Raw genomic sequence first — 12,137 nt, 5'->3', positions numbered from 1 at the left:
TGAAAGTCTATTTAATATATAATACCAATAAAGTAAATTTAAATCAAGGGGAGCGCATCGTGAGCCAAAGTGGCAATGAAGATGACGACCGGCGGGCGTTCCTGAAAACCTGCGGAAGATTCGCGGCCGTGACACCCCCCGTCATGACGCTGCTGCTGTCGACCTCGCTGACCTCGACAGCCATCGCACGTTCAGGCGGACAGAACGGAGCAACGCAAGGCGATGACAGGGACCAGTCATTCTTCGACAACGATCGTCCGTCCTCTGGGGCCTCGGGGTCCTCTGGCGGCGGGTCACCTGGAGGTAGTGGCGGACCTGGGGGGCGCCGTGGTGGCTCATCTGCTGCTGGAAAGCCATCCGGCGGGGGCGGCAGATCGGGCGGAGCGACCGGTGGCGAAGGACCTTTCGCGACGGGAGGGAACTCCGGAAATCCGGCCGCATATGGAGGGGTCGATTGTGCAGATGAAGAAGACGACGAGCGGAGGCACAAGCCCGAGTGCGAGCGAGCCGCCACTCGACTTTCGAGCGCAACCCGCTCCGAGCCTTAACAACGGTTCGATCCGCTGTTGTTGCAAGCTGAGCAGCCAGACCCAATGGAGCGTGCCGCGCGCCGGGGCACATGAGTACTTTTTTAACGCGCCGCCGCATCGTCATCGGCAACGCAGCATGCCGAATTAGTCGCGTTTTCCTTTGATTGCATATTTTTTTTGCCCACGTCAAAGCTGGCGGAATTCTCGCGGACATATTGCTAGGAGAACTCACATGAAAATCTGCGCTCGAGTGGACAACCCTGCCGCTGTTCTTCGCCAGCGTCTCGAAGCCCTTGCCTCTCAACTCGCAGAACTTGAGAGTCTCAGGGACCGGGTGGATCGAGAAGAGAACCATCAGCGCGAGCGGCGCCAGTCCGGCTATCTCAGACGACGAGCAAGCTCAGAGTGCAACCGAGCGGTCGCTGCAACGTCGCAGATCTAAAGCTCCGCCTGGTCGCAACCCATCAAATTATTTCAGCGAGAGTCCGAAAGCGAACGGATGTTTCGAATTTAATCGATCATATTGGCTTCGGCAGGGGGCGAGCGGTTCATCCGCAGCAGCCTCCGGTCACGCCGAGAACAGGGGCGCTGGTTTTCTGGCGCAGTACGTGCCGGGAGCGGGGAGTCTTCAATCCATTAACTAGTTTCGCTTGAAAGGATGAAAGCTCGTGAATGATGCCAATGTGAAAGTCGAAACGCAGGCCGATCCGGTGAATGAGAATACGAATGGTGCAAAACCAAGGATCGATTTGCCGCTTTTGAATTTCCAGGAACTCTTCCGTGGATTCGCCGAGCAGGGCGCCGCGCAGACCAAGAAAAATATCGCGAGCATGAAAGCGACTTCCGAGGAGATCAGCGACATTCTCCGTGAAGCCTGCTCAATGAACGCCAGAGGGGCCGTCGATTACGGTGCCAAGGTCATCGAGATTTCCAAAGACAATACCAGGGCCACCCTGGAGTTTTTATCCCGGCTCGCTGAGACCAGGTCGCTGCTGGATATCGTGCATCTTTCGACCGCCCGAAGCCGCGAGGCTTTCGAAGTCGTCTCCGCACAGAATCGGGAGCTCTGGGAGCTCGCGCAGAAAGTTGCGATCGAGACGACCGAGCCCATCAAGACCAGCTTCAATAGGGTGTTTCACAAGACCGTCTGAACCGAGGCTACCGGCCGCGCGGTTCGACTGGACGGACATCTCCGCGACGAGGGGACGCTCGGTCCAGTCGATGGCGGGGCAGCGTGCCCTGACCGCACAACAGGTTGCAGGAGATCAAGATGGGTGTGGTGATGATCAAATGCCCGGAAACGGGCGACGCCATTTCGACGGGTATCGAAACCGATCGCGAAAGGTTTCGTTGCAGCGCGGTATTCTTTCGCGCACCTATTGCCGGGTCTGCGCGGCTACACACGAGTGGTTCGCGCGAGAGCCCTGGGTCTACGAGCCTGCCCTGGATAGTCGGTTGCCGGGCGGCTGGCAGGCGTCTCGCGCCGGCGCGGCGTGAATAAGTCCTGCTGCGCCACGCGAAACGATCCGATCGATTCTGCGGCTCATCACCTTGTAGCACTCGCATGCCACGGCTTCGAGCCGCGGCCGGTCAATCTCGAGCTGACCGCGGCGGTTGGATTTCAAGGCTCGTGACGCGCGCAATGCCCTCACAACATGCGTGACCGTGGTGCGCCGGACCCCCAGTAGCTCCGACATAGTCTCCTGTGTCAAAGGGAGGGGATTGCTGCTATTCGCCCGGTCGTGAATTTGAAGCAGCCAGCAGGCCATCCGGGCTTCGACGGAATGCAGTGCATTGCAAGCCGCGACGTGCTGAACCTGCGTCAGCAGCGATCTCGTGAAAATCTGCGCCATGGATGCGATGGCGGGGCTGCGCCCCAGAGCTGACAAAAATTGCGCCGCCGGAATCTGCAGCACGGGCCCTGGTACGCGGACGACTACCGTCACAGATGAGTGGGATGTGCCAAGCGCCAACGTTAGACCGATCGCACCTTCACGACCGATCACCGCTGTGGCGGCAGTCTGCCCGTTCGGCAAGTCCACGATGAAGGCAATCGCGCCGCCACAGGGGAAGAGAAGGTGCTCGATCCGATCTCCCGATCGGACCAGTACGGCGTCGCGCTCGAGCACGACTTTCCGCAGGTGAGGCGCAAGCAAAGCGAAATCGGCCGGCGGCAAGGCTGCTAACAATCGATTACCAACTCTGGTCGCGTGGTCCATCATGGGATTCGTCCCCACCGATGTCCGGCGCTAGGTCTCGTGCCGGCTGGTGCCAGCTGGTCTGCACTACTCAACAGCGATCCAATCGGTCACCGGAGATATGGTTCCAATTGGGAGTCGTGCGTGTGCGACGGCACCGCCACGCACGATCCCGCGAGATCCTGCGATTGGCGCCAACTGGAGACCGGCAGGCTCGCGGGCATTGCAGTTGATTTCGGCCGAGCCTATCGCTCGTCCGCCTTCTCGGGAACCGGAAGAGTGTCCTCGGAGCGGACGCTCTATGCCTGTGGGACGGATGCCAATTTTTGGCCGAATATGCTCAGGCGGCGACTGCCTAATCATTGAACGTTCTTAACTCGTGGCTAAACTCTTAATCAGGCGGGTCCCAGGTTTGGGCCCCGCCCACCGCACCTCGCAAAGCCTTAGGCCGATCCACGGTTTGAAGACCGAATTAAAACGGCTTTTCACGTCGAGACCGGCAACGATAGCTGGCGGTTCAAAAGCCGAGACGACGATCACGCGACCCGCGCTCGTCTCGCCTCCGCTATCCCGGCCAGCTCCGACGAGACGAGCGCTACCAGCAAACCCCGCCGCGCAAAGGGGTCAAAATTGGACGCCGATGAGGGGGCAAATTTGCAAACGATGACGTAATTGCGGTCGGCGCTCGTGGCATGCAAGCCGCATTATCGTCGAGCCCTCGCAATCACCTGATTCGAAGGAGCTCCCATGAAGCAGTACGTCGGGCTGGACGTCTCACAGAGAGAAACCGCCGTATGCGTTGTCAACGAGACTGGCCAAGTAATCTTCGAAGGAAAAGCCAAGTCTAATCCTGGTGCCTTGACCGACCTGCTTCGCAACATGCGCCTCAAGCCGAGCGTATCGGCTTCGAGACGGGTGCGATGGCGAGTTGGCTATGGCATGAACTCCGCAGGGTTGAGCTTCCGGTGGTCTGCATCGACGCTCGGCATGCGCACGCAGCTTTGTCGGTCCGTATGAACAAGAGCGGTCAGAATGATGCGCGAGGCCTTGCAGAACTGGTGCGAGTGGGATGGTATCGAGAGGTCAAGGTCAAAAGTGAGGAAAGCCAAAAGATCCGAGCGATCCTTGTCGCCAGATCTCGGCTAGTGTCGATGCGCCGAGACATTGAGAACCAGATTCGTGGCTTGATCAAGGAATCTGGATTACTATTCCCTCGCGCGATCGGCCAACAGTTCCGCAACCAGGTCAGCGAATTCTTAGGCGCTGATCATTTACTCCTCAACGTGATATCGCCGCTGCTCTCGATCCATGAGAACATCTGTCGAGAACAGGAAAAGTTCGACAACGAGGTCCGCCAGTTGGCGAAGCTGGACGAGACGACGCGGCGACTGATGACGGTCCCGGGTGTCGGCGTCGTCACGGCCCTAACGTTCCGCCACACGATCGATGATCCCTCGCGCTTCCGATCGGCGTCGACAGTCGGCGCTTACCTCGGCCTTACGCCGCGACGTAGCCAATCCGGCGAAACCGACACCAACGGAAAGATATCTCGACGGGGCGACCGGCTTCTCCGAACTTACTTGTTCGAGGCCGCCACTGTCCTTCTTTCTCGAACCAAAAAGTGGTCTTCTCTAAAGGCCTGAGGCATGAAGCTCGCCAACCGGATCGGCATGAAGAAGGCAAAGGTCGCAATTGCCCGAAAGATCGCCGTGATTCTCCACTGCATCTGGGTCGATGGCACATCGTTCGACTGGGTCCAGCCGAAGCCAATCTAATATTTGCTCGCAAGTTCCTGGTCCGGTCCGCCGGACTGGCGATGTCCCGCTGGGACGGTGGTTGTGGTGACCTCGGTCAATCGGCTGGTGGCGGTTCGCCCGCACTCCGCTGCAGACGTTGAGGCGCCCGATCCGGACATCATCATGAGGCGCTCGCGACCTCGGAAAGGACCATGACCCCATCTACGACATCAACCCAACTCGCTGAAGCCGCCAACGATGTCGATTGCCAATCCCGCTAGGCAATCGTCTCGCCATCCGCGATCGCTCCGTCTCCGCAACCTGACCAGCTCCGACGGAGCAATCGCTACGGGCGTGTCACTGGAGAGAGGAAGAATGGTAACTTGACAACAAACCGCAATTAAAGGGCCGATCTCCTCCAGAAGAATGTTCAAGGCGCTCGGGCCTTCTAAGCACGCGATCGGCCATACCGGAAGGGCGGCAAAAGCACTGGGTGAAGAGGTCAAGAACCGGATCATCCCGCAGTACACCGGGAGCTTTGATCGGGCGAGCCTTTGCGGCGCTCGGGTTTCGGAGGACTCTCTCGAACGCGAGGCAATCTGCACGTCTTTGCGCCCGATGATCCGAGCTGGACGCCATCGACCTTCCAACGTCAAAACCCGCGTGAAAAAGTCCGGAATGCCGAATGGGCTGCTCACGTTGAGAGACGCCCCCCGTTTTAGAGACGTTGCGGACTAGGCACGGTACTGCATTTGGCCCCGAATTCGATCAATCCGGGCTAGAACCTTCTCTCGTGACGATAGCTGTCGATTTCAAATATATGATTTAAATTCGTTTAAAAATGTGATTTAATCACAACAACGAAACGTTGTAAGTCATTTGGACGCATCTCCGCGGCAACCTGCGGACCACGAGGGAGGTTCACATGGCTGTTCTCTTTGGCGACACAAGTGGATCACTCACGGGCCGACAGCATGGCGTAGCGCAAACACTGGTTGGTTCCGATCCGACAAACACACTGTTCGGGGATGCTGGCGTGGACTTGCTCGGCCGCGCGATCGGCGGCAACGACACGTTGCTGACGTCCGGCTCTGGAAGCCTATATGGTGATGCGGGCGGAAACATTTCTGATCATGCCCGGGGCGGCAGCGACACGTTGTCCGCTCAAGTATCGGCGCCCGCTATCATTCCCGGCGAGACCTTCAGCCTGGATATGTACGGTGATGCTGGAGGCAACATTTCGGACTGGGCCATTGCGGGCAATGACATGTTCAATGTCGAATTGCCCCTGGCCTTTACGCCCGGAGTGAGGGTGAATGCCTATGGCGACGCTGGCGAAACATTGTCTGGTCAGTCCCAGGGTGGTGACGACAACTTCGGCGTCACTGCTGGCGGACATCAAACAATTATCGTGTATGGAGATGCGGGTGGAAACCTGATCAATTGCGCGGTCGGCGGTAATGACACATTCGTTGGTCACATCGGACCGGATGGCAGTTTTGTGTTCTATGGCGACGCTGGCGGAGGCTTGCTCGGGCATACCCGGGGCGGCAATGACAGCTTCACTGCGAGCGGATCCGAGTACAACAACTATCTCTATGGTGACGCCGGCGGCGACATGGCCGGTCATGCGGCCGGCGGCAATGATAGTTTCGCTGTGAGCGGGATTAATCCGTTCAATTTTGTCTTCGGCGATGCCGGTGCAAATATGTCCGCTTCCGCCGCCGGGGGAAACGACACGTTCGACGACTCTAGCGACGCAACACTCGCTGACCGAAATGTCTTTTCCGGCGATGCTGGCGGGAACATGTCCGGCTCTGCCCACGGAGGGGACGACACGTTCAACAAGACCGGCTTAGGAGGAAGTACGTTCTATGGCGAAGTCGCGGGCGACATGTCTGGTCGTGCCCAGGGCGGCAATGACACATTCCAGGCCTCGGGCACGCAAAACCAAAATCTCTTCTACGGCGATGCCGGCGGCAATATGGGCGATCAGGCCGTTGGCGGCGACGACACCTATTTCGGTGGCAACGTATTTTCCCAGCTCATCAATCAAGCATATGGCGATGCGTCGACTATGTCGGGCCGCGCGCATGGCGGCAATGACACCCTGGTCGGCGGCAATGATCCGAATCCGCATGCCGTGGGCAGCTACGAGACCATTCTCGTCGGCGATGCCCAATCCATGTCCGACTACGCGCGCGGCGGCAACGACAGGCTGGTTAGCGGCACGGGAAACGATGACATATGGGGCGATGCCCAGATGATGCTCGGCTTTGCCCAAGGAGGGAACGACACGTTCGTGTTCGATTTCGATAACGGGCACGATAAAGTCGAAGACTTCGGACAGGGACTCTCGAATCAGGGCGCCGATCACATCGACGTCTCTGCGCTCGGTATCGAGAACTTCAGCGATCTGAGCTTCTCACCGTTCGATCCTGTCACGCACGAGAGCACGGTCACGTTCAGTCCAGGCAACGACGTGGTGGTGCATAGCCAGCAAGCACTCAGACCTCAGGATTTTATCTTCGCGCCACATCAAGACGGTTTGTTGGCCTGAGCCGTCGCTCAAGACCGCCCGCACGCTCGACATACATTCAGCCTCGTGCCTACTTCAGGGCGCGACGAGGTTATCGGGTTATGGTCGGTCCCAGACAGCGTTCGGTCCCATCCCGTCGTGCTGCATTGTTTTCCGTGTGGACACGCGAAGCTGAAAGTTGCTGCGGTGCAGGTCCGGTTGTGGACCCAAAGCGGACTCCAGCGCATCGCGCTGCCCCTGAGGGAGTAGCGAAGCCTCGAATAGCCTTGGAGCAACTTATGGGCGCACTTTCGTGACCGAGCCCGTTAACATAGTTAAATTGATTTGCTGGTTTTTCCCGATAGTTTTTTGCGCAGGGGAGAACATTCATGCGAAGCTCTCGCGCAATCCTTTATGCCCAACGACTTAGCGAACTCACCTCTCAGCTCTCAGAATTGGAATATATTCGAGGTCTAGTCGAAGAAGCAGAGCGAAGCGCCCGCAGTGTGCCTCCATTACGCTTGACACATCCTGCTTCGCGCCGCCTTCGAACTCGTGAACCAGGCGCCCTGTCTGTCCGCTTCCGTCGCCGCGCGCCACCAAGCTGGAATGCAGGCGCTATCAGCCCCTGACAACGACAACCAAGTCAATCGGACTTTGCTGGAGCCATTCCCCGACGGATGGTGGGCTTCCTCCTAAAACCTCTCCAAGCGCTGGCTTACCGCGCCTTGGACGAGAGCCAGGGAACCGCCAGCAATGTGAGGGGCGGCTCCGCACGTTGATACGCATCGCCGGCCGAGGGTCTAACCGTAGGCGCCGGTGGCTGAGAGACAATTCCGCGCTCCCGCCTGCATGTTAGGAGCGCAAAATGGCCGAAGAATTCAGCGCCGAGACACGCCGCCGGCTCGAGCGAGCCAACGAAACCATCGCTCAAAGTCGTCAGTTAGCCACGGAACGTCGCGCACTCGTCCCTGAGTGCGAACTAAATCTCCGACACAGGCTGCTCAACATTGCCACCCTGCCTACTGATGACCTGGAGCGCCGGGTCCGCGCACCTGAGGGGAGTGGACTGCACCCCCTTGTGGCCCATCAAGTTGCGCCTCGTTCGGAGGAGGTCCGCTCATCGCGCCACAGCAGACCAGGTTGTTCAACTTGAGTTCTTCGCATTTTGACCCATTGCAAAAGCTTCGAGCGTTCGTCTTTACGAACACGTGCTGGGGACCCACTCCATGCCACAGCACGGGATAAACGTTGTGCTCGACATGCCGGGAATGTCCTCCTTTTAGCCATGAGTTGCTTCGGGGTGATTGCGGTGACCCACAGCAGTCGTCAAGCTAATGGCTAGTTTTCTTGATGCAAACTGGCTCACTGTTGGGGACGCTCTTGCAATCCCAATCTGGGCCGAAGCCAGATGCCTGATGAACGGACGGATATCGAACAAGAACGACAGCACAGACACATATCAGAACAACGGCAAAGAGGACGACGAAGACGTCACTGCGTGCGAGCTGCCACCTGAGCCATCTCATCGTTCGTTCCCGGGTTAACTACCATTCTCGCAATTAGCCTCGCCTCGCTAGAGATTCATTCGACCAATTCGGAGAAATTGAGCAATTGGCGCGAGGCCAGCTTTTGGCCCATCGCTTCCTTACGCGGTGTCGCTGCATGTCGGCTCACAAGGGCAGACCGGAAGTTTGCAGCCAGGGGCCAGGTCGGCGGCTTGTGACCCGTTGCTAACGTGAGCTAGTGAGCCTTCATTGCGCGCAATAGAAAACGAAGGCCCGGGCGTTCGTCATGCTTAAGACAGCGGATCCGTTTGGGGGTCGGTTATTTCGGACTACGCAGCGTGGAGCGCTGCTCATTCCACGCCGCCAGCAGAGGTTTCAGCAGCTCGTCAAGCTGAAGCGTGCTGGGTTGGCGGCCGGACGGGACGGCATTGAAGGATCCATCGGGATTGGACTGCCGTGACGATGAAGATGCCCTGGCCAAAGCCAGGACCACCGCCAGCGAGATTGCGTCTGCCCCCCGCGTGCACGACCCGCGCCGCATCGCAATTGAGGACGAGGCCAGCCGGCAAGTTACCATCATTCCAGTGATCAATCACCACACCAACATAGGAGGATGACTCCGTGGCTGCCGACAAACCGGTCGGCGACAACGCGCAAAGGCGCGGTGAAGAAGCGGTCGCAGACCAAGACCAGGATGGGCGGCGCGACGACCTGGACCAAGCGTGACAGGTCGAGCAGCGAGTTCATGGCCTTGAAGTAGACCAGCAAGAAAACTAGCGCCAGAAAAAGTGATCTCGTTCAGGCTTACCGGAAAACGAGTCCGGCTGCGAGAAAAGCCTTCGGCGACATAGAATGGGCCCCTCCGCCCGACATGGACCCATTCCACAGGAAAAACACGGGGCGATCTTAGCGGCCAGGACATGCCCCGCGTAGTTTCCGGATTACGAACGCGCGTTGTAGTCAGTGGATGCCACGAAAGTTCGGTAATCGCTGTCGAGCTGCTGGGCGCGTTTCGAGATATGCGCATAACCAAACGCGATCCCAAGCTTGTCATCGGGACGTTTTGTCGCTGATGAACTCCAGGCCGGCGTCGGCATAAAGGTCGATCAGGTTGCGGTCGGCAGGGGCGCCGGAAACTCTGCCGAATATGTCGATGCGCGGTCGTCGCTGCCTCATATTTCTTGAGGACGGTGGAGTCGTGCGACTACAGTTCTCGCGAAAGCTGCTCAAAGCTGCTAACGTTTCTTCAAACGTAGACGCTGGTTTATGATTTACGGTAACCTCTTTCGCTCATCGCCATTGCTCTCTCCGGAGATCCAGGTGGCCTGCTGTGCTTTGAGTCCAAAGCCCGTTGCTCTTGCTTGCGTGTAGAATCGGTGGTGGGCGGCCTCACTCTTCCGCCACTCTCAGCTTGAAAGCACCCTAGCCAACGTCCGTTGACACCTTTGCGACTGTTGCAACATTCGCGTGGGCCGGTGCTGACCGAACTCGGTGGCAGCTGTCCGTGAAATCCACCATCAATGTGCTGTCCGTTTCGAGTCCAGTAAGGCGCGCGGAACATCGCCGACATCGTCAAGGTCAGGCGCCTGGCCGTATCCCATGCGTTTCATCTGCTCATGTACCTGCGCCATTTCAGCGTCGCTGAGGCGCGGCGGCTCGCCGATAGCCAACGCATGGACATACATCTTCGCCAGCGTCTCCACCTCCAAGGCGAGCCAAAGCGCCTTTTCAAAGGTCTGGGCCGTCACGATCAAGCCATGATGGCCAAGGAGGCAAGCGTCGCGATCTTCGAGGGCCTTGAGGGCGTAGTCCGATAGTGCCTGCGTGCCGAAACAAGCATATGGCGTACACCGGACATCGTTGCCACCCGCAACTGCGACCATATAGTGGAAGCAGGGAATATCACGTTCGTGAACGGCGAGAATCGTGCTGAAGGTGGAATGCGTATGCAGCACGACGTTGACGTCTTCGCGTGCTCGCAGAATATCGCGATGAAAGCGCCATTCGGATGAAGGCCGATGGTTGCCCTGGTAGTTCGCGGCAAAATCCATCGCGACAATGTCCTCTGGCTGCATCCGATCATAGGGCAGACTGGTAGGCGTGATTAGCATGCCGTTTGGAATCCGGTGCGAAAGATTGCCGGATGTGCCCTGATTGAGACCGTTTCGATTCATCTCCCTGCAGGTATCGACAATGCCTTGGCGGAGATCGGCATGATTACGGTCTGTCATGAAGCGGGCTCCGAGAAAGCGATCCAGGACTGGTAAGCGGTGGAAAGGTCGCGCGGTTCGAACCTATCGTTGCTGAGTGATGTGACGGCTTCAAGGATCACGCTTGAAACCGGCAGCGTACGCGAGAATCGCCGCCACAGCAGCGCAGCGCCAAGCGCCGTTCCGTCGGGAGATCGACTCACCCAGACACTCTGCGAGGATCGCAAAGTCGCAAGACAACGGGCGAAGGGCAGGTTTGCGGCAAAGCCACCATCGATGACTATGCGTTTTGAGCTCTCGAGCGCATCAAGGCAGCGGTTTGCGCTGAACGCTGCGTAGAGCACCGCCAATGCCTGCCATTCGGCAGGCGTTTCGGGGGGCGGCCCGATGACCCGTCCGCGGCGAGCAGCGCCCGGAAACAATCCATCATCGCCGACGAATGAGGGGAGCGCCAGGGTTCCTCTCGACAGCAGGGTGGGCAATGCGGCAAGGACGGCTGCATCAGAAGTAAAATGATCCCCGCGGATGAGGTCGTATTCGCGGCCGGCCGCGATCAACGTCGAAGGTGCATTCTCCCCATCGACATCGATATTGAGAACCATCGCGCGCGCGCAATTGAGTTTGTCCAGGGGGAGGCCGCGCTGAAAGCCGATCATCCAAGTACCGGTCGATAGGATCGAGGCATCGGCCATGCCGGCGGCCTTGTAGCGAAACAGGTTGGCGTTGGAATCATGCACGCCGCAGAGGATCTCGGTCGATTGCGCCAGGCCAGTGCGCCTGGTTACAGATTCCGAAACCGTCCCTAGCACCTCACCGGCGGGTACGCATTCGGGCAACAGATGGCTCCAACCGCGCTTACGCATAAGAGAAGAAGGCTGACGGTGGATGAGGTCCCAGATATGGCTCTGAGCCGCGAGCTGCGAGATTTCGCTGGCCGCACGTCCACCAAGCCGCAGGGCGAAAAACTGCGCGGTGGTCAGATAGGTTTTTGCGCGAGCGAATTCGACGGGATACGCGCTTTCCTGCCAAAGCAGCTGTTTTCCGAGCCGCATCGCCCCTCCGATTCCGCAAAACACCTCATCGTAACCAGGCGCGATCCGGGCATATGCTTCATCGATTGCGGGCGGAGAGACGGCATCATAGTCCATCATCGGCAGCACTGGCGTATCACCGTCGAGAGAACCGCGCCGCATCCATGCGCAGCCACGATCACGGCGCCAATGGCATGGCGTTGAGACACGTCGGCAAGGGTATCGAGAAACCACTCTTCTAACCCGGCAAGGTCATAGGCGAGGTACGACCCCTGAGCCATAGGCACATTTGGAAGCCCATGTGTTTCGAGCGGCCAGCCGTCGTCGCTCGCCACGACCAGTTTGAGATTGGTCTTGCCGATGTCGAGAACTGCAATAGGGTTCGAGACGATCGAGTGCATCATCG

General features: G+C 58.5%; 9 protein-coding genes and 3 pseudogenes. 6 read left to right on the top strand and 6 right to left on the bottom strand.

What is annotated here, in order from left to right; genetic code table 11:
- Positions 1 to 56 precede the first annotated feature (56 nt).
- Positions 57 to 395, top strand: a pseudogene (locus IVA93_RS41215) (hypothetical protein); the annotation flags it as partial.
- Between the two features lie 803 nt (positions 396 to 1,198).
- On the top strand, positions 1,199 to 1,681 hold the full coding sequence (locus IVA93_RS23205) for a phasin family protein (protein WP_085352703.1): 483 nt from the start codon (positions 1,199 to 1,201) through the stop codon (positions 1,679 to 1,681).
- Positions 1,682 to 1,960: 279 nt separating this feature from the next.
- Here IVA93_RS23205 and IVA93_RS23195 read toward each other — a convergent pair whose 3' ends face one another.
- The gene (locus tag IVA93_RS23195; protein ID WP_085352704.1) at positions 1,961 to 2,752 is read right to left on the bottom strand and encodes a Crp/Fnr family transcriptional regulator; all 792 of its coding nucleotides are present in this window, start codon (positions 2,750 to 2,752) and stop codon (positions 1,961 to 1,963) included.
- A 465-nt stretch (positions 2,753 to 3,217) separates the two neighbouring features.
- Between IVA93_RS23195 and IVA93_RS40955 the strand changes: the two are divergent.
- From IVA93_RS40955 to IVA93_RS41210, 4 genes and pseudogenes are all read left to right on the top strand, one after another.
- Positions 3,218 to 3,400 (top strand): annotated as a pseudogene (locus IVA93_RS40955) (IS21-like element helper ATPase IstB); the annotation flags it as partial.
- 75 nt (positions 3,401 to 3,475) lie between these two features.
- Positions 3,476 to 4,503: pseudogene (locus IVA93_RS23190) on the top strand (IS110 family RNA-guided transposase).
- Between the two features lie 886 nt (positions 4,504 to 5,389).
- A complete protein-coding gene (locus tag IVA93_RS23185) occupies positions 5,390 to 7,024 on the top strand; it encodes an autotransporter outer membrane beta-barrel domain-containing protein (RefSeq protein WP_247369113.1) in 1,635 nt (544 codons plus the stop codon).
- A 1,864-nt stretch (positions 7,025 to 8,888) separates the two neighbouring features.
- Positions 8,889 to 9,107 carry a DUF6894 family protein gene (locus IVA93_RS41210; protein WP_377791128.1) on the top strand — a complete coding sequence of 73 codons (219 nt, stop codon included), beginning with the start codon at positions 8,889 to 8,891 and terminating at the stop codon, positions 9,105 to 9,107.
- Here IVA93_RS41210 and IVA93_RS23180 read toward each other — a convergent pair.
- From IVA93_RS23180 to IVA93_RS23160, 5 genes are all read right to left on the bottom strand, one after another.
- A complete protein-coding gene (locus IVA93_RS23180; protein WP_143275436.1) occupies positions 9,079 to 9,258 on the bottom strand; it encodes a hypothetical protein in 180 nt (59 codons plus the stop codon). The genes IVA93_RS41210 and IVA93_RS23180 overlap by 29 nt on opposite strands.
- Before the next feature lie 173 nt (positions 9,259 to 9,431).
- A complete protein-coding gene (locus IVA93_RS23175; RefSeq protein ID WP_247369116.1) occupies positions 9,432 to 9,587 on the bottom strand; it encodes a carbohydrate porin in 156 nt (51 codons plus the stop codon).
- Positions 9,588 to 10,007: 420 nt separating this feature from the next.
- Positions 10,008 to 10,721, bottom strand: coding sequence for a class II aldolase/adducin family protein (locus tag IVA93_RS23170; protein ID WP_026233824.1), 714 nt, complete (start codon positions 10,719 to 10,721; stop codon positions 10,008 to 10,010).
- A complete protein-coding gene (locus tag IVA93_RS23165) occupies positions 10,718 to 11,851 on the bottom strand; it encodes an FGGY-family carbohydrate kinase (RefSeq protein ID WP_247789238.1) in 1,134 nt (377 codons plus the stop codon). The genes IVA93_RS23170 and IVA93_RS23165 overlap by 4 nt, the downstream gene beginning before the upstream one ends.
- Complete coding sequence (locus IVA93_RS23160; protein WP_247789237.1) at positions 11,848 to 12,135, bottom strand: hypothetical protein; 288 nt, start codon at positions 12,133 to 12,135, stop codon at positions 11,848 to 11,850. Before IVA93_RS23160 ends, IVA93_RS23165 begins: the two co-directional genes overlap by 4 nt.
- Positions 12,136 to 12,137: the final 2 nt, after the last annotated feature.

The sequence above is a fragment of the Bradyrhizobium sp. 155 genome (assembly GCF_023101105.1).
GTDB lineage: Bacteria > Pseudomonadota > Alphaproteobacteria > Rhizobiales > Xanthobacteraceae > Bradyrhizobium > Bradyrhizobium canariense_D.
Note: the sequence above shows the minus strand (reverse complement) of the source record. Positions and strands in the feature narration are given on the sequence as shown.

Bases quoted from the DNA above. Each gene is read 5' to 3' on its own strand.
- IVA93_RS23195 (WP_085352704.1), bottom strand. From the start codon at position 2,752: ATGATGGACCACGCGACCAGAGTTGGTAATCGATTGTTAGCAGCCTTG.
- IVA93_RS23185 (WP_247369113.1), top strand. From the start codon at position 5,390: ATGGCTGTTCTCTTTGGCGACACAAGTGGATCACTCACGGGCCGACAG.
- IVA93_RS23175 (WP_247369116.1), bottom strand. From the start codon at position 9,587: ATGCCGACGCCGGCCTGGAGTTCATCAGCGACAAAACGTCCCGATGAC.
- IVA93_RS23170 (WP_026233824.1), bottom strand. From the start codon at position 10,721: ATGACAGACCGTAATCATGCCGATCTCCGCCAAGGCATTGTCGATACC.
- IVA93_RS23165 (WP_247789238.1), bottom strand. From the start codon at position 11,851: ATGATGGACTATGATGCCGTCTCTCCGCCCGCAATCGATGAAGCATAT.
- IVA93_RS23160 (WP_247789237.1), bottom strand. From the start codon at position 12,135: ATGATGCACTCGATCGTCTCGAACCCTATTGCAGTTCTCGACATCGGC.